This window comes from Daejeonella oryzae DSM 19973 (assembly GCF_000422945.1).
In the GTDB taxonomy this organism is placed as follows: Bacteria; Bacteroidota; Bacteroidia; order Sphingobacteriales; family Sphingobacteriaceae; genus Daejeonella; species Daejeonella oryzae.
On sequence record NZ_AUHA01000008.1, the window covers coordinates 23306 to 45343 of the forward strand.

Annotated in this window: 20 protein-coding genes; 11 read left to right on the top strand and 9 right to left on the bottom strand. The window is 38.3% G+C overall.

Features of this window, described 5'->3' with window-relative positions; translation table 11 throughout:
• Nucleotides 1–14: 14 nt before the first annotated feature.
• On the bottom strand, nt 15–1595 hold the full coding sequence (gene hemC, locus G521_RS0112710) for a hydroxymethylbilane synthase (RefSeq protein WP_026898873.1): 1581 nt from the start codon (nt 1593–1595) through the stop codon (nt 15–17).
• A gap of 82 nt (nt 1596–1677) precedes the next feature.
• Nucleotides 1678–2910, bottom strand: coding sequence for a glutamyl-tRNA reductase (gene hemA, locus G521_RS0112715; RefSeq protein ID WP_026898874.1), 1233 nt, complete (start codon nt 2908–2910; stop codon nt 1678–1680).
• 147 nt (nt 2911–3057) lie between these two features.
• Here hemA and G521_RS0112720 point away from each other — a divergent pair, with 147 nt between their 5' ends.
• Both G521_RS0112720 and G521_RS0112725 read left to right on the top strand, forming a co-directional pair.
• A complete protein-coding gene (locus G521_RS0112720; RefSeq protein ID WP_026898875.1) occupies nt 3058–3444 on the top strand; it encodes a DoxX family protein in 387 nt (128 codons plus the stop codon).
• A gap of 6 nt (nt 3445–3450) precedes the next feature.
• Nucleotides 3451–4311 (top strand): alpha/beta hydrolase family protein, encoded by an 861-nt coding sequence (locus G521_RS0112725; RefSeq protein ID WP_026898876.1) that lies wholly within the window; start codon nt 3451–3453, stop codon nt 4309–4311.
• On the opposite strand, the gene ispG is transcribed toward G521_RS0112725, so the two are convergent.
• The 5 genes from ispG to G521_RS0112750 all read right to left on the bottom strand — a co-directional run bounded on the left by ispG (nt 4308) and on the right by G521_RS0112750 (nt 9555).
• Nucleotides 4308–6353, bottom strand: a complete 2046-nt coding sequence (gene ispG / locus G521_RS0112730; protein ID WP_026898877.1) for a (E)-4-hydroxy-3-methylbut-2-enyl-diphosphate synthase — start codon at nt 6351–6353, stop codon at nt 4308–4310. The genes G521_RS0112725 and ispG overlap by 4 nt on opposite strands.
• Nucleotides 6354–6462: 109 nt before the next feature.
• Nucleotides 6463–7068 (bottom strand): RDD family protein, encoded by a 606-nt coding sequence (locus G521_RS0112735; RefSeq protein WP_036679311.1) that lies wholly within the window; start codon nt 7066–7068, stop codon nt 6463–6465.
• Nucleotides 7069–7070: 2 nt separating this feature from the next.
• Entirely contained in the window at nt 7071–8021 is a 951-nt protein-coding gene (locus G521_RS0112740) for a LiaF transmembrane domain-containing protein (RefSeq protein ID WP_026898879.1), read from the bottom strand.
• A 5-nt stretch (nt 8022–8026) separates the two neighbouring features.
• On the bottom strand, nt 8027–8671 hold the full coding sequence (locus G521_RS17205; RefSeq protein ID WP_051189741.1) for a PspC domain-containing protein: 645 nt from the start codon (nt 8669–8671) through the stop codon (nt 8027–8029).
• A gap of 182 nt (nt 8672–8853) precedes the next feature.
• The gene (locus tag G521_RS0112750; protein WP_026898880.1) at nt 8854–9555 is read right to left on the bottom strand and encodes an SDR family NAD(P)-dependent oxidoreductase; all 702 of its coding nucleotides are present in this window, start codon (nt 9553–9555) and stop codon (nt 8854–8856) included.
• 146 nt (nt 9556–9701) lie between these two features.
• On the opposite strand from G521_RS0112750, the gene G521_RS0112755 reads away from it, so the two are divergent.
• The 6 genes from G521_RS0112755 to msrA all read left to right on the top strand — a co-directional run bounded on the left by G521_RS0112755 (nt 9702) and on the right by msrA (nt 15602).
• Nucleotides 9702–10436: an MlaE family ABC transporter permease gene (locus G521_RS0112755; protein WP_026898881.1), complete on the top strand. Its 735-nt coding sequence runs from the start codon at nt 9702–9704 to the stop codon at nt 10434–10436.
• Entirely contained in the window at nt 10433–11185 is a 753-nt protein-coding gene (locus tag G521_RS0112760) for an ABC transporter ATP-binding protein (protein WP_026898882.1), read from the top strand. Before G521_RS0112755 ends, G521_RS0112760 begins: the two co-directional genes overlap by 4 nt.
• 39 nt (nt 11186–11224) lie before the next feature.
• Entirely contained in the window at nt 11225–12151 is a 927-nt protein-coding gene (locus tag G521_RS0112765) for a class I SAM-dependent methyltransferase (protein ID WP_051189742.1), read from the top strand.
• Between the two features lie 90 nt (nt 12152–12241).
• Nucleotides 12242–13822, top strand: coding sequence for an N-acyl-D-amino-acid deacylase family protein (locus tag G521_RS0112770; RefSeq protein ID WP_036679314.1), 1581 nt, complete (start codon nt 12242–12244; stop codon nt 13820–13822).
• A 1-nt stretch (nt 13823) separates the two neighbouring features.
• The gene (locus G521_RS0112775) at nt 13824–14885 is read left to right on the top strand and encodes a hypothetical protein (RefSeq protein ID WP_026898885.1); all 1062 of its coding nucleotides are present in this window, start codon (nt 13824–13826) and stop codon (nt 14883–14885) included.
• A 177-nt stretch (nt 14886–15062) separates the two neighbouring features.
• Nucleotides 15063–15602 (top strand): peptide-methionine (S)-S-oxide reductase MsrA, encoded by a 540-nt coding sequence (gene msrA, locus G521_RS0112780; RefSeq protein ID WP_026898886.1) that lies wholly within the window; start codon nt 15063–15065, stop codon nt 15600–15602.
• A 62-nt stretch (nt 15603–15664) separates the two neighbouring features.
• Here msrA and G521_RS0112785 read toward each other — a convergent pair whose 3' ends face one another.
• Nucleotides 15665–18475 (bottom strand): DNA gyrase/topoisomerase IV subunit A, encoded by a 2811-nt coding sequence (locus G521_RS0112785; RefSeq protein WP_026898887.1) that lies wholly within the window; start codon nt 18473–18475, stop codon nt 15665–15667.
• A 257-nt stretch (nt 18476–18732) separates the two neighbouring features.
• On the opposite strand from G521_RS0112785, the gene G521_RS17210 reads away from it, so the two are divergent.
• The 3 genes from G521_RS17210 (at nt 18733) to G521_RS0112805 (ending at nt 21512) form a co-directional block, all read left to right on the top strand.
• Nucleotides 18733–19398: an RNA polymerase sigma factor gene (locus tag G521_RS17210; protein ID WP_081675084.1), complete on the top strand. Its 666-nt coding sequence runs from the start codon at nt 18733–18735 to the stop codon at nt 19396–19398.
• Nucleotides 19325–20506: a porin family protein gene (locus G521_RS0112795; RefSeq protein WP_155975797.1), complete on the top strand. Its 1182-nt coding sequence runs from the start codon at nt 19325–19327 to the stop codon at nt 20504–20506. The genes G521_RS17210 and G521_RS0112795 overlap by 74 nt, the downstream gene beginning before the upstream one ends.
• A gap of 130 nt (nt 20507–20636) precedes the next feature.
• Nucleotides 20637–21512 carry a glycerophosphodiester phosphodiesterase gene (locus tag G521_RS0112805; protein WP_026898889.1) on the top strand — a complete coding sequence of 292 codons (876 nt, stop codon included), beginning with the start codon at nt 20637–20639 and terminating at the stop codon, nt 21510–21512.
• Nucleotides 21513–21524: 12 nt separating this feature from the next.
• Here G521_RS0112805 and G521_RS0112810 read toward each other — a convergent pair whose 3' ends face one another.
• Nucleotides 21525–22013: a cytidine deaminase gene (locus G521_RS0112810; protein WP_026898890.1), complete on the bottom strand. Its 489-nt coding sequence runs from the start codon at nt 22011–22013 to the stop codon at nt 21525–21527.
• Nucleotides 22014–22038: the final 25 nt, after the last annotated feature.

Here is a 22038-nt window from a genome sequence, read left to right on the forward strand (position 1 = left end):
TATTTTTTTAAGAATTACAGTCCAAATACTGCTTCGGCTAAACCAATCTCATCCGGAGAGAACGGAAGAATGTACTTCACTCCCATCTCATCAAACTTTTTACCAGTGGAATTTCCAATACAAATCACTTTTTGACCGGGCTCCAGCAGATTATCTGCAAAATAAGCTTCCACATTTGAGGGACTTGTAAAGATCAATACTTCAGCCAGACTTGCCGGTACATCCTCCTCCAATACGGTTTCGTAAACGGGCAAATCAATTATTTTGGTTTCAGCAGACAGTGCTTTTTGCACGGTACGCAATGACTCTTTAGCGCCGGGAAACAATATATGCGAACCATTAGCAAGAGCTGCAAATGATTCTGCGATATCTGATGTATCAATTCCTTCATTCTCGCCATTAAATGCTGCGGTTTTCCCAAAGCGGCGAAGCATATCTTCTGAAGCACGGCCTAATACGCCAAACTTAACTTTCTTCCCTAAATTTGGATTAAGCTGGAAAAAATACTCAATCGCATTTTTACTGCTGAAAAATATCCAGTCGATATTTCTAAGAATAAAAGGATCAAGTTTATTGATAATAGGATAAGTTTTAATGAGCGAGCGATCTTCGATCTCTATAGAATGTTTTTGCATCGCTTTGCGCAGATAACTGCTTTCGGGCAATTCGCGGGTTACAAAAACTGTTTTCGGGAATTTCCGATCAGGAGAAAATTTAGAAACTATTTTTTCAGCTAAACCTTCGGTGCAGGATGCCTCTATAAACAAGCGATCCGGGAATTCATCACCTTCATTGGCCTTTGAAGTCCAAACCTGGAAAAGTCCGTTATCTTTACGGCAGTAACTGCCTAGCGGCATGTGGCATCCGCCATCAAACATGTTCAACACCTTACGCTCAACAGCAATTTCCTGGGCAACATCCGGGTGATTCATTGGCTGAAGTTTTTCAAACAATTCAGTATCGCTTTCGCGGATTTGAATAGCCAATACGCCCTGTGCAGGAGCCGGAACCAATTCTGTAGGATCAATTTCTTCAACATGAAACTCAGAAAGATCAATTCCCAAACGCTCTACTCCGGCTTTTGCCAGCATAATTGCATCGTAATCTTCATTCCGAAGTTTTTGAATTCGGGTAGGAACATTTCCCCGCAGTTCCTCAATCTCAAAATCAGGGCGAACGGCTAATAACTGAGCCTTACGCCGATTGGAGGAAGTTCCAACCATTCCGCCGAATTTTACAGAAAATTTGTGTTGAAGATCAACACAATCTTTTAATATCAGCAGTAATTCTGAAGGATCTTCGCGTTTTGAAACGGCAGCGATTATCAGTCCGGGAGGATGATTTGTTGGAAGATCTTTATGCGAATGAACGGCCAAATCTATAGTTCCGGCAATTAATTCATCTTCGAGTTCTTTAGTAAAAAAACCTTTTCCTTCAAGTTTATCAAAACTAAGGTTCACAATTCTATCGCCCTGCGTTTTAATGATTTTCAGCTCTGCCTCCAATCCCAATTCTGATAACTGAGATTTAACAAAATTAGCTTGCCAAAGGGCCAGGTCGCTCCCACGCGTTCCGATGATTATATTTCTTGTCACTTTATAAAAAAAATTGTTTGGCATACAATTAAGCCAAACATAGATATAGTAGAATAATTATCAAAAAAGAAGATTCCGCCGCTCAGGAATTTACATTTTTTACCAGGATATCTTTTGCTATGATCATTGGTACACTGATGTATTTCTTTTCCATGTAATTAATAATCTTTTCTAAAACCTGTCGTGAATCATCATCCAAAGCTTCAAGATCATTAGCGAAAATAGAATTCATTGCAAATTTCTTAATCTCCTTTATCTTTTCTGGAACTTCACGCATGGCTATTTCCACGCGGCGCTGTTTTAAAATTGGCCTGAATTCAAGGATATTCTCCTGTATAATACGCTCGGCATGAATAAGTTCATCATAACGCACCTGCAGATTTTTATTGGCAATTTCCTGCAAACTATGCACTTCTATAAAATGAACCGGATTATTTTCCAGAACATTGGCTGCAGTATCATTAGGCACGGCCAAATCAACAATCACTTTTTTATCTGTATCACCATTAAGTAACGACTGATAAATTTCATTTGTAATTATAGGCTCAACAGAACTGGTACAGGTTATAATTACATCAAAGCCATTTTTATAAGTTTTCAAATCTTCCAGATCATAGGCCTGGCCGTTCAGATCAGCAGCTAAAGATTCTGCTTTAGAACGGGTGCGGTTGAATATAGCGAAGTTTGAATATTTATGTTTCTGAAGATATTTAGAAATATTGCGGTTAGTCTCTCCTGCTCCGATAATTAAAATACGTGCTTTGTGGCACATGTTAACTTCTTTAAGCATGCGATAAGCTAAAGAAACTACAGAGATAGGGTTGCGGGAAATATTGGTATGAGTATAAACTTCCTTAGCAGTTTTAACTACCCTGTTCATGATCAAACGAAGATAATCTCCGGTAAAACCGGCATCTTTACAGGTAGTGTAAGCTTTACGCACCTGGGCCAGAATTTCTTTTTCTCCAACAACCAAACTTTCCAATGAACATGAAATACGTAGAAGATGATTTAATGCTTCTTCTGATTCATATATTAAAACCTGCTTTGAAAAATCCTCCAGTTTTTCATCTGCAACACAAAAATTCAGTGTCCGGATAAATTCCTTTATAAACTCAGGAGTTATATCTAATGAGGTTGTAAAAACAAACTCTACACGATTACATGTACCAATGTAAAAGATTTCGGGAATGTCAAATTTCAACTTGACAGTTTGAAGTTTACCCTCAAGAGTCTCATTACAAATTACAAATTTTCCTAACTCTTTAAGGTCGATGTGTTTATGGGTAAACGCTATGACTTTTAAATCTTTCAAGTACTGTATCTTCTATGTAAAAACCGCAACAAAAGTAATCAATAAGGCATTTCGCACGTGTCACCCCTCTGTAAAACAGAAGTATTTAGAAAGGTTATAAATAATGCGGTAAATATGCCCATGCTGATATAATTGCGAAATTAGAAAATGAACTTATTATTAAAAATGAGCTGGATCATTTTAGGGTGTTTATTTATTCTGGCCGGCCTCAATCATTTCAGAAATCCGGATACTTATCTTTTGCTGATTCCTTCATATTTTCCTTATCCGGTATTTATTAATATTGCATCAGGCATTATCGAAATAATCCTCGGGTTTAGCCTTCTGATATCCAAAACCAGAAAATTTTCCGCATGGGGAATTATTATTTTACTAATATGTTTTATTCCGGCGCATATTTACATGATTCAAAAAGCTCCTTTTGAAATGGGTGCTTTACAAATCACGGTAACAATTGCGTGGATCAGATTGGTCATGCAGGGATTTCTTATTCTTTGGGCCTATGTTCACACAAGAAACCAAGTTAACTGTTAGCAATTTATGATTATAAAACAAACTTTCTGCATCCCCGGATCTGCAAATAAGCCCATGCTAATGGACCTGACAAGCCACACTTCTCATTTAAGTGCTCCACTGGTCATATTTGTGCACGGATTTAAAGGATTTAAAGATTGGGGAACACATAATCTGGCAGCTCAGTATTTTGCTGAAAACGGATTAAGATTTCTGAAATTTAATTTTTCTCATAACGGAACTACGCCGGATCAGCCTTCGGAATTTGCAGATCTGGGTGCTTTCAGCGATAATACATTTACGAAAGAGTTTTATGATCTCGATCAGGTTATTTCTTATGCCTGCAGTGGAAAAGATTTTGAAGCAGGTAAAATGCTTTATCTAATTGGCCACAGCCGGGGAGGCGGATTAAGTATTATTCAGGCAGAAAAAGATAGCCGAATCAAAAAACTGATCACATGGGCTTCAATTGCCGAATTTTCAAGTTTATGGAAGCGTGAACAGGTAAAAGAATGGCGTGAAAAGGGAGTTATATTTACATTCAATACCCGCACTAAACAAAACACTCCCTTAAAAGTAGATCTTCTATATGATCTGCAAAAACATCACATGGAGTATAATATACTGAAAGCTGCTCAGAAGCTAACAAAACCCTGGCTGATTATCCATGGAGATGCTGACGAAAATGTGCAGCCGGAAAAAGCAGAACTTCTTAAATTACAGAATGCACAGGCAGAACTGCGAATAATTGACGGGGCAAATCATGTTTTCGGCGCCTCTCATCCATTTACTGAAACCGAACTGCCTGAACAAATGATGGAGGTTTGTAAAAAAAGTGTGGATTTCTTAAAGAAAGAATTTTCTCAAATTGAGAGAGATGGACATTAAATCCCTACTTCTTCCAGTTCTATCCAGTTACCGTCTTCGCGGATAATGCCGATCAATTCATCTAGTGCGTCATCTGAGTTAACATTTTTCTTCACTACATCCCTGCCGCGATAGAGTGTAATTTTTCCAGGTCCGGTTCCAACATATCCATAATCTGCATCTGCCATTTCGCCCGGACCATTAACTATACATCCCATAATTGCGATTTTTAAACCTTTTAGATGATCTGTACGATTACGGATCATTTGGGTTGTAATTTGCAGGTCGAATAATGTTCTTCCGCAACTCGGACATGAAATATACTCGGTTTTTGATATTCGCGAACGGGTTGCCTGCAAAATCCCGAAAGAGGTTGAAAGTATGCTTGGCAGGGAAATATCGGGTGCATCCGCCCAAATGCCGTCTCCAAAGCCATCAATTAATAATCCCCCAAGATCAGTTGCTGCGTATAATTGAAAATCTTCTACAGAAGTAAGATTTGATATTGTGGATTTTAAGTTTTTCTTCTGTAAATCTTCTACACCAACCTTATAACTTCTGTGAATAATAACCGGCATTTCCAAGCCCATTTCAGTCATTTTCAGAAAAGCCTGGCGCTGATCGGCCATGGCATTTTGAGAAGTTGTTTCAAGCACAAATACCAATGTATTATCGATAGGGAGTTGACTAAAAAGCTCTGTATCTAAATCTGCCGAAGAAATTTTTACCAGATTTAACGATGAGCAACGAACCTCAGCTTTAATATATTCCTGCAATCCGAAAAGAGGATGACAGTTTGATTTATCAGAAATTAAAATCCAGGTAGTATAATTATATAAATGTTTAAGATTGCCGGGCAATGAAAAAGAAGGCAGCTGATCTGCCAGATACACAAAATCTGTAGACTGCTCGGCCATGCTATATTTGTCGAGCAAAGGAGAATATAAATATCCAACAGCAGATAAAACAGCCGGATCTTTTAGATTTTGGGAAGATATATCAATAATTACTCTTGGAACCTGATGCCCTCCAATAAAGGTGTTTAATTCTGTTGTGTGCCGACGATTATAAGAATAAGGACTAAAGCCTTCTCCGGAATGAATTAATTGATTATCAGATTTACTATTCAAATTAACATCAACAGCATTTAATTGGCGGCCGGTATATCTGTTTGCTAACGCGATGGCAACCGGAGCCTCGAATTCAGGATCCTCCGTTAAAGAAACCCGAATTGTATCGCCCAAACCATCTTCCAGCAATGTGCCGATACCCACAGCAGATTTTATGCGACCGTCTTCGCCATCACCTGCTTCGGTTACGCCCAGGTGTAAAGGATAATTCATACCCTCTTTAACCATGGTTTCAACCAGTAAACGATAAGCCTGAACCATCACCTGCGGGTTACTTGCTTTCATAGAAACTACCAGATTGTAAAAATTCAGATCCTGGCACATTCGCATAAATTCCATCGCCGACTCCACCATTCCCTGGGGTGTATCGCCGTAATGGCTCATAATACGGTCGGATAAAGAGCCATGGTTAGTGCCTATGCGCATAGCCGTACCATATTCTTTACAAACTTTTACAAGCGGGGTAAATTTTTTATAAATACGGTCAAGTTCCGCCCGATATTCGGTGCTTGAATATTCAAAATTTTCAAATTTCTTTTTATCAGCATAATTACCCGGATTCACCCTCACTTTTTCTACAATACGGGCAGCCACTTCGGCTGCATTTGGAGTAAAATGAATATCGGCAATTAAGGGAACATTATATCCGCGTAAGCGAAGTTCTTTTTTAATATTAGCGAGATTTTGCGCTTCTTTAACACTGGGAGCAGTAATGCGAACATAATCACAACCTGCTTCTACCATGCGAATAGTTTGTTCAACAGTTCCCAGCGTATCCATAGTATCTGTAGTAGTCATACTCTGGATTCTGATCGGATTATTTCCGCCCATTGCAATATCGCCAATAGCGACCTCACGTGTTAAAAACCGGGAATAATTTGACAGTGAATTACAATATCGGCCTTCTAATATCTTTACAGCTTCTGGGTTCATGCAAACGGATAAAATTTTTCAAAAATACATATTTCATTTTACCCGGAGATTTTCGGAGAATAGAAAAAGCTCATTTGTTTTGAGAGAGCCGTTTAGTAATCTGTATTTATCAGATCAGCCGCTCTTTTCTTACCAATGTTCCGGCGATTTTATCATGAAGACATTGCTGCCGCTTATCAAAAAAGCCAATAATATACCCTATGCCTAAAGTAGCTACAGACAGTATTTTAGAAAAATTTCTGATTACTGAGCGGCCAGGTGTTATTCTAGAACCATTTTCATCGCATACCTTAACAGACATTAATACCTTTCCAAAAGTTCCCTGGCGGGCAGAGGCTTCCATATATGAGGCATAGAATATTTTTACAATCGGAATTATGGCCAGGCCTGATAAGGATATTAAAATCCGCAGATCTCGTTCATCAATAAAAGCAATAACCACAGAAGCCAGGATGATATAAATCCCGAAAAGGATAAAATAATCTATAATTACGGCAAGCAAACGAATATCCATGGAGGCAAAGTACTGCGGGGCGACAGCAATTTCATTCCAGCCAAAAAGCCCGCGAAGTGCGGGCACTTCGTGAGCTTCTTTAAAATCATCCATTTCGCTGGTTTTAATAAATGTCCCCGGCATGATTTTTAGATTTTTTAATTCGTCTTCCTTGTAAGGACCTGCCGGTTTGCCATTTATTACCACATAATATAAACTCATATTTAATATCTGTTCACATTAAATTCGGAGAGTCCGCCTTTAAGATTGATCATGATTTTTTTAGCTGAAGAATCATAATTAGATGTAATATATGATCCGTCTGACTGTTTTGTGAATCCCGAGAAATCCCTTGAAGATAAACCCGTTTCTACTTTAATGCGACATCCGGCAGATGTGGGAATACTGATTTCAACTTCAGCAACACCGGTTTCGACATCAACATTGGAAATGGTGAGGGGCTCAGGCATTTTTATTTTAAAGGAAGCCGCACCACCTTTTAACTTCACATCATTGATTTTAAAAGCTGTAAGATCAAAGTCTGCTGTTCCAGCCCCCATTTCTAAGTTAATATTCCAAACAGGTTTTGTATTTAATTTCAAATCAGCATCGTTTCCATCCATTCCTTTCATATTCCAATTGCCTTTTCTATCTCTCATCCGGAAAGTAAGAATTTCCATAGAATCTCTGCTGCTTTTTTCGAGAGTGTACGCTCCAGAATTTTGGCTTACGCTGGCATCAAATAAATTTGAAGTAGTATCATTCAGATTATAGCTTGTTGCACCACCCTTAATATTTAATTCTGCCCGGCTTGTACTTGCGGAAAATGGTTCTGAAAACAGGTTTGCACCGCCGAGATCTTTATCTGAGGATGAATTATTCTCCTCATCATCGGTATCATATTTAAATGACCATTTGTGCTGCTCAGAAAGCGGGCGGGTTCCCTGGTAAGTTATTAGTGCTAAAGCAAAAAGTGTGATCAGGCCGGCTATGATTGGCCCGTATTTGTTATCATCTTTATTGAATAACATATTGGTACCTATAACAATAAACATCAAAGGCCATAATCTCCATACTGATCTCCAATAAAAATCTATTACATTATAATTATCAAGCAGGAATATCGCTCCGATAAATACAAATAAAAGTCCCCAAACTATTTTTTCTGTTTTCATAATTATTATAATGTCTGATCTGTGTTGGTTGAGTTAGTTGCATTTGGATTAACTGAAGGCTGATCATCTGCAGTTTTAATCACTGTCGTTGGTTGTTCTGTACTTACTACAGTTGTAGAGGTTGTGGTTGTTGAAGTTTCGGCCTTTGCTTCCCAGGCTGTGTTTTCATTAACAACATCTTTGTGGGATTCTTTTTTACCTGCTTTGGTAATTAATAAAATTCCGGGGACGATGAACACCAATGGCCATAGTTTTTCGAAATCAAACCAATAGGGAATAAAATTAAACTGATCCAAAAGGAAGAAGGCTCCAAAAATTATCATTAACAAGCCAACAATCATTCTTCCACTGTTGCTTTTGCGGGGTTTTAAAGCCGAAGCCATACCCGGCTCATTTAAATCAGGCACATAACCCGGCGCTTTATCTTCATAAACCCGGTAATCGGCGTTGTATGATTTGTAGTTAAATGGTTTTACCGGCACAGCTATCCAAAGTATGATATAAGCCAGAAAACCTGAAGCACCGGCTAATGTTGCTACCACAAAGGCAATTCGTACCCATGTTACATCTACATCAAAATAATCTGCAAGTCCGGCACATACGCCGGCAAGGACTTTTTCCTGTTCGTTCCGCTGAAGTTTCTTTTCCATTATTATAAGATTGATTGGTTTAAATTAAATGTTTCTGAATAATCATTAATTGATAGTTCAAATGTATGAGGAGAAGTCATCAGAGACAATATCAAATAGGCAGGGGCTATAGAGTTCTCGGTAAACAACCTGATATAATCGGTAAAACTAATTTGCCGGAAGCCTGATTTTGAAAATATGAATTAAACATCTCCTCTGGAGGGTGTAATTACAATTTCATCTGTATTGGCACCTGCACTCATTTTCAAAGAATTTATCAGGGCAGAAGCTACATCTTCAGGATCCACAAACCTCTCGGCCGGAATTGAAGTCCCCTCCCATGAACTGGTTAAAGTAGAGCCGGGTAAAATAGCGGTTACTTTAACACCATATTTCATTAGCTCCATTCTCAATACCCTGGTTAGACCAAGCAGAGCAAACTTAGTTACACTATAAGAACCTGCATTTTCTGCCGGGTTTATACTGGCAACAGAACATATATTAAATATATGTCCTTTTCCTTCCTCCCTCATTTTTCTGCCAAAAAACTTGCTTAGAATCTGCGGGGCCTTAACGTTGATTTGCATTTGGCGTTCTAAAGCGCTATCATCTTCATCCAGCAAGGCAGAAGGAATGAACAGACCTGCATTATTTACAAGAACATCTGTAAAGGAAAAACCAGAAGCAACATACTGCGCAAACGCCTGCACTTCCGCTTCAATTTCAAAATCTGCCTTAAATGTTAAAATGTTTATTGCGGGATATAATTCAAGGATTTCCTTTTTAAATCTTTCCAGGTCAGTACTGTTCCGCGAACATAAAGCGAGATTATAATTATTGGCTGCAAGCTGCAGGGAAACAGCTCGTCCTATGCCTTTGGTTGCACCAGTTACAATTGCATTCATGATTTAAATTTAACAATTTAAAGGAATCCGGGGATGGAAAGCTCAGTATTGAACAGAGCTAAATACGGGTTTTTTAACCAAAACAGGAATACAGATGATTATTTTGTATTATAATTGCATAATCTCACGAGTATAATATTCAGTTAATGATCTTTCATCCCCTTGGTAAATATATTTTACTGTTAAAAGCAGCATTCCGCAGGCCGGAAAAATGGAATATCTATCGCAAAGAAATCTTTAAAGAAATGAACTATATAGGCGTTGGTTCCCTCGGAATTATTGCTATCATTTCTGTTTTTCTTGGAGCGGTAACTACCGTTCAAACAGCTTTCCAGCTTGTCAGCGATTTAATTCCAAAATCGGTAATTGGCGGAATTGTAAGAGATTCGTCCATTTTGGAACTTAGTCCTACTATATCCGCTATTGTATTAGCCGGAAAGGTAGGCTCAAGTGTGGCTTCCCAAATTGGCACCATGCGTGTTACCGAGCAAATAGATGCATTAGAAATCATGGGAATTAACTCACCGGGATATCTGATTCTGCCAAAAATTATCGGAGCAGTAACCACTATTCCATTGCTGGTTATTATTTCTATTAGCCTGAGTATTATGGGAGGTTATCTTGCAGGAACCGCTTCTGGAGCTGTGTCTTCCCAGGATTTTATCAATGGACTGACTACTGATTTTATTCCATTTACATTTACTGTATCGATGGTAAAATCGGTGATATTTGCTTTTATTATCGTTACCGTTTCTGCTTACCAGGGATTTTACACTAATGGCGGTGCTTTGGAAGTTGGACAATCAAGCACCAAGGCAGTTGTAATCAGCTGTATTATGATCCTTTTTTCTGATTACGTTATTGCTCAGTTATTATTATGATAGAGGTAAAGAACATTCATAAATACTTTGGAGAAAATTATGTCTTAAAAGGCATTTCTGCCACTTTCAGGGAGGGCGTATGTAATCTGATTATTGGCGGATCCGGTTCAGGTAAAACTACATTATTAAAATGTATGGTTGGACTTCACGAACCCGAAGAAGGATCTGTAATTTATGATAGCAGGGATTTCACACGGATGAATTTTGAATCCCGGATTGAAATCAGAACGGAAATTGGAATGCTTTTTCAGGGTTCTGCCCTATTCGATTCGATGACGGTAGAAGAAAATATCATGTTTCCGCTAAATATGTTCACAGAGCAAAGCCGCAAGGAAAAAAGAGAACGGGCAAATTTTTGTCTGGAACGGGTTAACCTTGCCGGGAAAAATCTTCTTTTTCCTGCTGAGCTTTCCGGAGGTATGAAAAAAAGGGTAGGAATTGCACGTGCAATTGCCATGAACCCAAAATACCTTTTTGTAGATGAACCTAATTCGGGCCTCGACCCAAAAACATCTATTGTTATTGATGAGCTGATTCAGGAACTTACAGAAGAATACAATTCCACTACTGTGATTGTAACTCATGATATGAACTCGGTAATGGGAATTGGAGAAAATATAATTTTCCTTCATCAGGGAGAAAAATGGTGGGAAGGCTCTAACAAAGAAATAGCTCATACAGATAACAAGGAGCTGAATGAATTTGTATTTGCCAGTAAGTTTATGGAATCTGCTAAAGCGAAATTCTAAAAAATTAATTATAACACCCAAACACTATTTAGTACCACGATGAATAGCACTTCGCAAAATCCTTTAACAGGAAACGCTGGCATTCAGTTATTAACGCCAAAACACTGGCAAGATTACGAATTAATAGATTGCGGTGATTTCGAGAAACTCGAAAGATTTGGCAATGTCATCCTGATAAGACCTGAGCCTCAGGCTGTATGGGCAAAAGCTTACAATGAAAGTGAATGGACCAAACTCCATCACATCCGTTTTAAGGGCCGTTCTGCAACTTCGGGAGAGTGGATTAAAAAAGATGCAAAAACTCCTGACCGGTGGCACATCAATTATAATAACCCGGATATCAGTATCAAATTTCGTCTTGCACTAACTTCATTTAAGCATCTGGGAATCTTCCCCGAGCAGGCTGTGAACTGGGATTACATTACCCAAAGTATAAAAAGCTTTAAAACTCAACAGCCAAAAGTTTTGAATTTATTTGCCTACACAGGCGGCGCTTCTTTAGCTGCACGTGCCGCAGGTGCAGAAACCACCCACGTTGATTCTATCAAACAGGTAGTTAGCTGGGCAAATGAAAACCAGGAATTATCCAAACTGGATAATATTCGCTGGATGGTTGAGGATGCCTTAAAATTTGTGAAGAGAGAACTTAAAAGAGGGAAAAAATACCATGGAATTATCCTGGATCCGCCGGCTTACGGCCATGGACCAAATGGTGAAAAGTGGAAACTGGAAGATAACATTCAGGAAATGATGCGTGATGTGGTTCAGCTTCTGGATGAGGAAGAGCATTTCTTAATTTTAAACACTTATTCTTTAGGATTTTCGTCGGTTATTGTTGAAAACCTGATCCGTTCATCATTGCCCCGCGTTCAAAATCTGGAAACTGGCGAACTGTATCTGCAGGCTAAATCAGGCTGCAAACTCCCGCTGGGAGTTTTTGGAAAATTCAGAAAAAATATTTGGTAAGGATAGTGCAAACCCCCCATTCGTTGAAATCTTTTTCTTTGGAAATCCATGCAGCGTAATTACTTTGCTGAATAACTAAGCCATTATACTGTGAAATATATTCTATTCTTGTTTTTGCTCCTTCCCTTTTTTAGCTTTTCGCAAAAAAAAGCTGATATCCTTCTTAAAAACGGAAAAATTATAGACGGTACCGGAAATTCATGGTTTTACGGAGATGTGGCTATACGCAAAGGAAAAATTATTGCAGTAGGAAATCTGCATAAATACAGAGCATCAAAAATAATTGATGTTCAGAGAATGATCATAGCTCCCGGTTTTATTGATGTTCATACTCACATTGAAGGCGATGAAAAGAGAACGCCAACCGCTGATAATTTCATTTTCGATGGGGTTACGACTGTAATCACGGGTAACTGCGGTTCATCAAACACCGATTTAACAAATTACTTCCGGATGCTCGACAGCCTGAAACTATCGGTAAATGTGGCAAGTTTTATTGGTCATAATAATGTGAGGGAAGCAATATTGGGAACCGCAAACCGCGAACCCAATCCAGAGGAATTAAAAAAGATGGAATTTCTGGTTGAAGAAGGGATGAAAAACGGAGCCGTTGGTTTTTCTACGGGTTTAATTTATATACCCGGAACATATGCAAAAACTAATGAAGTAGTTTCACTGGCAAAAGCTTCTTCTAAATATCAGGGAATTTATACATCACATATCCGCAGCGAAAGCCAGCAGGTTTTTGCCGCCATTGAAGAGGCAATTAATGTGGGTAAAGAAGCAGGTATGCCAGTTCAGATCTCACATTTCAAAATCGGCAAACCGTATTGGGGACAGTCGGATAAAACACTTGGTCAAGTAGAGAAAGCAAGAAATGAAGGTTTCGATGTAACCATAGATCAATATCCTTATACAGCCAGCAGCACATCTTTAAATTCTGTGATACCTTCCTGGGCACTTGAGAATGGAAAAGATTCTATATTATATCGATTAAAAAATCCCTTAATCCGCAAAAAAATAATTGAGGAAATGATAGGTGATATGGAAAAAAGGCAACGATCCAATTTTGATTACGCGGTAGTTGCCCGGTTCAGAGCCGATTCTGCTTATAACGGAAAAAACATTTCTGAGATCAACTTAATGATGGGCAGAAAAGGTACCATACCCGATGAAATTGAAACCATCTTAGATCTGACTGAAAAAGGCGGGGCGTCAATGGTTTTCCACTCCATGGATGAGGCAGATGTAGAAAACATTATGAAATATCCGTTTACAATGATTGCATCAGACTCCGGCATTCGCGATTTTGGACAGGGAGTTCCCCATCCGAGAGGATACGGCAGCAACGCCCGTGTTCTTTCGAAATATGTAAGAGAGCGCAAAGTTATCAGGATGGAGGATGCAATCCGGAGAATGACTTCATTACCAGCACAAAAATTCGGTTTTAAAAATCGCGGGCTTTTACGTGAAGGAATGGCCGCCGACATTGTTATCTTTGACCCGGTAACCGTAACAGATCAATCTACGTATGCAAAACCTCATCAATATTCAGAAGGCTTTAAATACGTTATAGTTAACGGAAAGCTGACAGTAAACAATAGTCTGCACACCGGAATACGTAACGGAAAAGTACTATTCGGACCAGGCTTTAAGCGCACAAACAACTAATATGAAAAATAGAATACACACCACATTAACAATTGCAATTGCCTTTGCGTTCCTCGGCTCTTTGAGCAGTTGTACAGAATCAACCAGTAAAACCAATGGAATGTCCAACGTAAAGGACTCCACAGCCACTCAAACTGAAACTTCAGAAGGTGCTGCAGAAACTGAAGATAATGCTTCGGCAATTGATACGGCCCGATACAATCAAAAAAACCGTGAATTGGCAAACGGTGATACCAGCGGTAAATGGCCTGTAAAAAAGCAACCATATCCACTGCCGGGTGCAATATTACCTTTCAAACGCATTGTTGTTTTTTACGGAAATTTATACTCTAAAAAAATGGGTGCATTAGGAGAATATGCTCCTAAAGAAATGTGGAGAATGTTGAATGCTGAGGTTAAAAAGTGGGAAAAAGCAGATCCAAAAACTCCGGTACAGCCCGGTATCCATTACATAGCATCGGTAGCAAGCGGAACACCGGGTAAGGATGGCTTTTATATTAACCGTATGCCCGAAAAGCAGATTGACTCTGCATTAGCAATAGCTAAGATGCACAATGCAATTGTGTTCTTAGACATACAGGTAGCATTAAGTACCATTCAAAAAGAATTGCCGCGGATTGAGAAATATCTTAAAATGCCCAATGTTCATTTAGGTATTGACCCTGAATTTTCTATGAAAACAGGCGCAAGACCGGGTTCAAAAATCGGAACATATGATGCTGCGGATATTAACTATTGTTCTGATTACCTGGCTAAATTGGTTAAAGAGAATAATCTTCCTCCAAAAGTTTTTGTTATACATCGTTTTACACAAAAAATGGTAACCAATTATCAGAACATCAAACTTCGTCCCGAAGTGCAAATGGTAATGCATATGGATGGTTGGGGTGAGCCTGAGCTTAAACAGGGAACTTATCGTCATTTTATCCATAAAGAGCCTGTTCAGTTCACAGGATTTAAAATATTTTACAAGAACGATCTTAAAAAAGCCCCTAACCGCTTAATGACTCCGGAAGAACTACTGAAATTAAAGCCTCAGCCGGTTTACGTTCAGTACCAATAATCAATTAAGACAATTAAATAAGTTTAGAAACCGGCTGCTCTCAGCCGGTTTTTTGCTTTATAAATACCAGCGGGAATAAAAAATAACAAATACTATCATTCCTATTGGTGATCCCTTTTATTTAGCTGATTTCAATAAAACCAAAATCAGAAAACAATCGTTAAGTAAGCTATGAGTATGGAAGAAGCAACATTTGGAGCCGGGTGTTTTTGGTGCACGGAAGCAGTTTTTCAAAATTTAAAAGGCGTTAGTAAAGTCGTATCCGGGTACATGGGCGGGCATCACGAAAATCCCACTTACGAAGATATTTGCAATGGAACCACCGGTCATGCCGAAGTAATACAGATTGAATATGATCCGGAGATCATTTCATTTGATGAATTATTGCTTGTCTTTTTTAAGACTCATAATCCTACTACCCGGAATCGCCAGGGAAATGATATGGGAACTCAATACCGTTCGGTTATATTTTATCATACTGCAGAACAAAAATCTGCGGCAGAAAGCATGATTGATAAACTGGAAAAGGATCTTGTATTTGACAATTCCATTGTTACAGAAATAGTTCCGGTTTCTAAATTCTATGAAGCTGAAGATTATCACCAGAATTATTTTAATCAAAATACCAACAAGCCTTATTGCTCTTTTGTGATTCAGCCAAAGCTTGCAAAATTCACTTCTGAATTCCGGGATAAAATTAAACCGGAAGTATTATAAAATATCAATACTAATAGTAATATAGCCGCTTTATTTTTAAATAAAGCGGCTATATTTTTTACTTAAAAAAGCCCGAGCTGGCCTTTATCATCAATATCTATATCATCCGGATTGGTTATTTCTAAATCTATCTTTTTAGGATGAACTGGCTTTTCTTCCTTAATCTCCTTCCCCGGGTTTGCTTCCGAAGCAGGTTCATCCTGACTTACAGCTTCATTTACATCGTCCTCCTCTTCAGTAATTTGCTGCTCTTCGGTAATATCAATAGCCATTGTTGATTTCTCTGATGCCATGTGCTGAACGCCAGTGGGCTCGTCAAAAACAACCGGGACATGATCCGGACTTATCTCCGGGATATTGTCAGAAATATCTTCATCCGTCTCTTCTATCAATTCAATCTTTTTAACCTCGTGCGAACTTAAGCGATTGCCCATTGCTTTCATCCCTTTCACATCAATAGTCTCGGCCAGATTAATTTCAATTTCTTCTGAAATATTTCCCTTCCCCTTTACAATTTCCAAATGTACTTTTGGGTTGGCTGAACCGGAAATTAAAATCAGCCTGGAGCCATTCTCCTCAGAAATAAAACTTGTTTTTTTACCAATAGCGGTATTTTCAAAAGTGAAGCGTTTGAGGTATTGATTTTTAGATTTCCCATCCATATAAATGACCGAGAATACCTTGGCAGGATTATATTTTTCGATGATTTTTAAATGATCATCAAAATGATTGTTCAGTTCAAAACTACTCAGCTCGTAAATCCCATCCTTGTTTACAGTCAGAATTTTATCGTCTCCGTCAAATTCGCCCAAAAGCTTTCCTCTTGAATCAACATTCAATCGTTTTAATATATCATCAAACCAGATCTTCCTTCCTGACAAAGTAGATATACCTTTGCTTTTGAGACTAATCTTGCGGATAGGATATTTGCTTACAATATTACCCATTGAGCTGCGGCCTTTTATTGCATGCTCTGCAAAATCTATATCAAACTGAAGTTTTTTAAGTTTAGAATGCGGCTTTAGCTGAATGTTTACAACCTCTGCCTCTCCGTTAGGATTTGGTGTAAAATAAAGCACCTTAGAGCCTTTGCTGCCTTTGGTAAGGTCGTATTCTTTATCGCGTGTAACGCCCAAAACAGAAAATCTTTTGATATATGATGTTCCTGTTTCTCCATCTTTATAAATCAGATTATAAACTGTTCGTTCATCTCCTTTAACAAATACCTGCGCATGAATAATCCCTTTACCGGCAAACGTTTTTTCGGCCACCTTAGAAACCATGAATTTTCCATCTTCCCGAAAGACTATTATTTCATCGAGGTCTGAGCAATCGGCAACAAATTCATCTTTTCGCAGTCCGGTTCCGATGAAACCATCCTGCCTGTTCATGTATAATTTTACATTAGCGAGTGCAACTTTAGAAGCTTCAACTTTATCAAAAATTCTGATCTCTGTTTTGCGCTCCCTTCCCGCACCATATTTACTCCGCAATTTTTCGAACCAGGCAATTACATAATCTGTGAGGTGCCTTAAATTTCTGTTCACTTCTTTGATCTCATTCTCCAAAGCTTTCATTTGTTCGTCTGACTTTTTAACATCAAAACGGGTAATGCTGCTCATCGGCTTATCAATAAGCTTTTTATAATCTTCAGGAAGAATCTGCCGGTAAAACTGAGGAAAGAATGGTGTAAAAAGTTTGTCTAAAACCTCAATTACCACCTCAAAATTTCCGGAGCTTTCGTAATCCGGATTTTTATACATGCCTTCCTGTATAAAAATCTTGAGTAATGTGCTGTAAAATATCTTCTCTTTTAGTTCGGCGAGCTTAATCTCCAGTTCCTGTTTAATGAGGCCCTTGGTGTGCTGTGTACTTTCGATCAGAATATCATTTACACTCATAAAATAAGGCTTATCGCCTTTTATGATGCAGGTATTTGGAGAGATAGAAACTTCGCAATCTGTAAAAGCATACAGCGCATCAATAGTCACATCCGGTGATATTCCCGGTGCCAGGTGTATGATTATTTCTACATCTTTAGCTGTGTTATCTTCAATTTTTTTAATCTTGATCTTTCCCTTATCATTAGCAGAGATCACACTATCAATTAAACCACCGGTAGTAGTTGAAAAAGGGATTTCAGTTATTGCAAGCGTTTTTTTATCTCTTTCGACGATTTTTGCACGCACCCTGATCTTTCCGCCCCGCTGCCCTTCGTTATAGTTGCTAAAATCGGCCATTCCGCCCATTTGAAAATCAGGCAGCAGATCCGGCCGTTTACCTTTTAAAACATCAATAGATGCATCGATCAGCTCTATAAAGTTGTGAGGCATAATTTTAGTTGCCAAACCAACTGCTATACCTTCTGCGCCATGAGCCAGCAACAGCGGAAATTTAACGGGCAAAGTAACCGGCTCACGGTTACGTCCGTCATAACTTGACTGCCATTCGGTTGTATCCGGATTAAAAACTACATCTAAGGCAAACTTAGAAAGCCTGGCTTCAATATATCTTGGGGCAGCTGCAGAATCTCCGGTAATCGGATCACCCCAGTTTCCCTGCGTATCAATCAGTAAATTCTTCTGACCTATTTGTACCATCGCATCGCCAATAGAGGCATCGCCGTGCGGATGATATTTCATTGTATTCCCGATAACATTGGCAGCCTTATTAAACCTGCCGTCGTCCATTTCTTTTAAAGAATGAAGGATGCGGCGCTGAACAGGTTTTAACCCGTCGTGAATATGGGGTACTGCCCGGTCTAAAATTACGTAAGAGGCGTAATCCAGAAACCAGTTTTCATATAATCCGGAAAGTGGGGTAACGGTATGTAATGTTTCGTTATTATCGTTTTGCTCTATCTCTTCACTCATCCTTTATAAATTCTGTTAGGGATGGGTAAATATAAGTTTTACCCGCAAAATGTGCGGTAGAAGTTTTTAACAAGCGCACGAAATTTTTATAATTTTTAGGATGCTATTTTGCCCGAGGTTTATTGCAGTTCGCAGCCGGCGATGGCACTTGCAAAAAACCTAAATAATTACTTCATTTACAACATCTTATATGTTAATATTAATAGCAAAGCAACCATTTTATCAATACTTCCGTGTTAGTATCAGATCAAGATAATTTGGAAAACTCTTCCCAGGATTTACCGGAGGATTTGCGTGACGGATGCTTGCGTCAAGACCCTGGCAGTCAAAAAAAACTTTATAAAAAGTTTTATGGCCTTGCAATGGCTATTTGTTTGCGCTATGCCCAGAACCGGGAAGAAGCTGTTGACATTATGAATGAAGGTTTTTACAAAGTTTTAATCCGCTTTGACAAATACGATTTTAATAAACCCTTTAAACCCTGGCTCAGTAAAGTAATGACCAACACTGCTATCGATCATTACCGAAGTAGCATTCGCCATAGCATTCATCAGGTAGAGATCACTGAAATTAATGATTCAGGAATAGAAGCTTCTGTTTACAGCAAATTGAATTACGAGGAATTGCTCAAACTGGTGCAACAGTTGCCAAACGGATACCGTACGGTATTTAATCTGTTTGCAATTGATGGCTATACACACGAGGAAATAGGTAAAATCCTGGGAATTTCTATTGGAACTTCAAAGTCTAACCTTTTCAAAGCCCGCCAAAAATTAAAAGAATTTTTATTACAAGGAAACAATCATTTTAACAATAAACCTGAAAAGGGAAACAATGACATAAATACCGATGAAGAAATTACATCAAGATCCTATGGATCAGTTTTTCAAGGAAGCTCTGGAATCTCCGGACCTGAATTATGAGGATAAGGACTGGCAATCTTTAGAAAAATTATTAGCAGACAAATCGCGGAAACGTAATTTATTGGCCTGGCGGATGCTTGCTGGCATAGCTGCTGCTTTACTTATCTTTTTTTCTTTGTGGTTTTTCAGAGTGAATCCAGTTTCTGAGAAGGAAAATAATTATTCAAGTTTAGATAGGATAAATAAATCAGTGCCAATAGATGAGCCGAAACCCTTATTTTCAGATAGAAAACCAGCAGAATTAAAAATATTACAGAAGCCGAATCAGCAATATTATTCCGAAAATATTTCAAGTGAAAAAAAATCTGGCAATGGATTAACTTTAACAGATTTTACTGATGTAAAGGTACTTTCGATTCCGTATGTCACATCACTAAAAGCCAATAATAATGGTACGCCAGATACTGAAACTATTTTAACCGACCTGTCTCTATCGAATGCCTCACAAAAATCAGCTGAAACTACTGGTCAAACGATACGTCCAAAATCCGATATTTCTTTTAGAAGAACCAGTTTCTCATTAGGATTATCTCCGGATCTGAACTCAGCCGAAAAGTTTAATACAAGTAGTTTGGGAACCAGTTTTGGAATTGGTGCAAGCTATCGTATAACTAAAAGTGTCAATTTAAATAGCGGATTGTATTATTCTAAGAAAATATATTCCGCAAATCCTGAAAATTATAAATCTTATGAAGCTCCCTTTAATTATGCCCAATACGCCCGTTCAATTGATGCTGATTGCCGGGTGTTGGATATCCCGGTAAATATTGGATTCAACTTAGCCAACAAGCCAAAGCAAACAGTTTTTGCCAGCGTAGGGCTTTCATCCTATTTTATGATGAAGGAGAAATATACTTTTATCCGGAAAACAAATTCAGGATATCCTGCCACCGGGCCAGAACCATCTTATACAATTGATCAAAAAAATAATCATATTTTTAGTGTAATCAATATCGCTGCAGGAATTTCAAAACCTATAGGTAAAAACACAGATATTATTATTCAACCATATGCTAAACTTCCATTTACGGGAATCGGTCAAGGAAAAATCAACCTGCAATCGATTGGCGTCGCTTTTCAGCTAAATTACAAATTTGAGAAAAAATAAGCATCCTCTAAATCTTCTGAGCTAGCACTTTAATTTTCAAGTTATATTTCCGTATTGCAAACTATACCCCTCAGTCTGCGTATAAGCAATCTCAATTATAGATTTTACTACAATTGGATTTCCCCCGCTCATGTCTACAAAAATTATTTCTTTATTTATTGCCTGCGTATTTACATCTTCACTAATTTCCTGTAACAAAAATTATGGACCGGTAATTCAGACAGAAATTGTTTTCCTGGGCCATAAGGGCGGTGGCAATAACCGCTACAATGATATAAATATAGAAAATACGGTTCCGGCAGCACTGGAAGGAATTTCACTTCTTGACGGAGTAGAAACCGATATTCAAATGAGTTTGGATGGAACTATATGGATGTTTCATGATAGTGATTTAACCGGAGATATTTGCGGAGAAGGCACTTCTGATGCTTTAATCTTCCTAAACGATTCTAGCATCTCACAAATTGAATTATGCCAGGGCACCAAATCCAGCAGACTTTATAAATTATCTGAATTGATAGATGTATGGAATTCCAATCCGAAATTCTATATCTCACTGGATGTAAAAACCGATTGGTCTGCAGCAAATTTTGCCCGTATTGGCGGAAAGGATGCCTACCTCAAAAAAATGGCTGATCAACTGGCTATATTATTTAAAAATTCGTCCTCCCAAGAAAAAATAAATATAGAATTTGATAATCAGGTGCTTTTAGATCAATTAAAAACCCATCCATTTACCCAAAAAATTAAAACTTACTTAGTAAGCTACGGCGATATTGACAAAAATATTGAAAAGGCTGTTGCCTTAAATTATGATGGAATCAGTTGCGATTATACGCAGGAAACGATTACTCCTGACAAAATAAAATATGCAAAGCAAAAAGGCTTATCTGTTCAATTATGGACTCCTTACTATGAAAGTGAACTGAAATCCGCATTTAACCTGAACCCTGATTTTATCCAGACAGACAATTTAAAGGCAAAGAGATTATTAGGTGTAGAATGATTGCCCGGCAACTTAATTTACCAGTCTTTCTTCTATGAATTGAAATGGAAGAAAGTTAATGATTCCTTCTGCCAGCAAAATATTTTTACCGATACAATAAAGCAATATCCTGATAGAGCTTTCCTGCCGCTGTTCAAAATCACTCATCACCTGCAAACATGCACCGCAAGGAGAAACCGGGCTATCAATACTAAATTTATCAGTATGAGCGGTAATTGCAATAGATTCAATAGGATCGTCAGGGAATTGAGCTCCTACGGTAAAAAGAGCTACACGTTCGGCACATAAGCCGGAAGGGAAGGCCACATTTTCCTGGTTGCTGCCATGAATAATTTTTCCGCTTTTAAGCTTTATAGCGGCGCCAACTCTAAATTCGGAATAAGGGGAATGAGAGTTTTTCATTGCCAGAACTGCTTCGTTGCATAAATCCTTGTCTGCAGAACAAAGTTCATTAACCGAGGAAAAATCGTCAAAGCTGATAGAAATATTTTTTTTCTCCATAGATATATTAATCAAACACCCCTAA

Bases quoted from the DNA above. Each gene is read 5' to 3' on its own strand.
- G521_RS0112810 (WP_026898890.1), bottom strand. From the start codon at position 22,013: ATGGAGAAAAAAAATATTTCTATCAGCTTTGACGATTTTTCCTCGGTT.
- G521_RS0112750 (WP_026898880.1), bottom strand. From the start codon at position 9,555: ATGAATGCAATTGTAACTGGTGCAACCAAAGGCATAGGACGAGCTGTT.
- G521_RS0112765 (WP_051189742.1), top strand. From the start codon at position 11,225: ATGAATAGCACTTCGCAAAATCCTTTAACAGGAAACGCTGGCATTCAG.
- G521_RS0112795 (WP_155975797.1), top strand. From the start codon at position 19,325: ATGAAGAAATTACATCAAGATCCTATGGATCAGTTTTTCAAGGAAGCT.
- msrA (WP_026898886.1), top strand. From the start codon at position 15,063: ATGGAAGAAGCAACATTTGGAGCCGGGTGTTTTTGGTGCACGGAAGCA.
- G521_RS0112755 (WP_026898881.1), top strand. From the start codon at position 9,702: ATGATCTTTCATCCCCTTGGTAAATATATTTTACTGTTAAAAGCAGCA.
- G521_RS0112735 (WP_036679311.1), bottom strand. From the start codon at position 7,068: ATGAGTTTATATTATGTGGTAATAAATGGCAAACCGGCAGGTCCTTAC.
- G521_RS17205 (WP_051189741.1), bottom strand. From the start codon at position 8,671: ATGGAAAAGAAACTTCAGCGGAACGAACAGGAAAAAGTCCTTGCCGGC.
- G521_RS0112725 (WP_026898876.1), top strand. From the start codon at position 3,451: ATGATTATAAAACAAACTTTCTGCATCCCCGGATCTGCAAATAAGCCC.
- G521_RS0112775 (WP_026898885.1), top strand. From the start codon at position 13,824: ATGAAAAATAGAATACACACCACATTAACAATTGCAATTGCCTTTGCG.
- G521_RS0112805 (WP_026898889.1), top strand. From the start codon at position 20,637: ATGTCTACAAAAATTATTTCTTTATTTATTGCCTGCGTATTTACATCT.
- G521_RS0112740 (WP_026898879.1), bottom strand. From the start codon at position 8,021: ATGAAAACAGAAAAAATAGTTTGGGGACTTTTATTTGTATTTATCGGA.
- G521_RS0112760 (WP_026898882.1), top strand. From the start codon at position 10,433: ATGATAGAGGTAAAGAACATTCATAAATACTTTGGAGAAAATTATGTC.
- G521_RS0112720 (WP_026898875.1), top strand. From the start codon at position 3,058: ATGAACTTATTATTAAAAATGAGCTGGATCATTTTAGGGTGTTTATTT.
- ispG (WP_026898877.1), bottom strand. From the start codon at position 6,353: ATGAACCCAGAAGCTGTAAAGATATTAGAAGGCCGATATTGTAATTCA.
- G521_RS0112785 (WP_026898887.1), bottom strand. From the start codon at position 18,475: ATGAGTGAAGAGATAGAGCAAAACGATAATAACGAAACATTACATACC.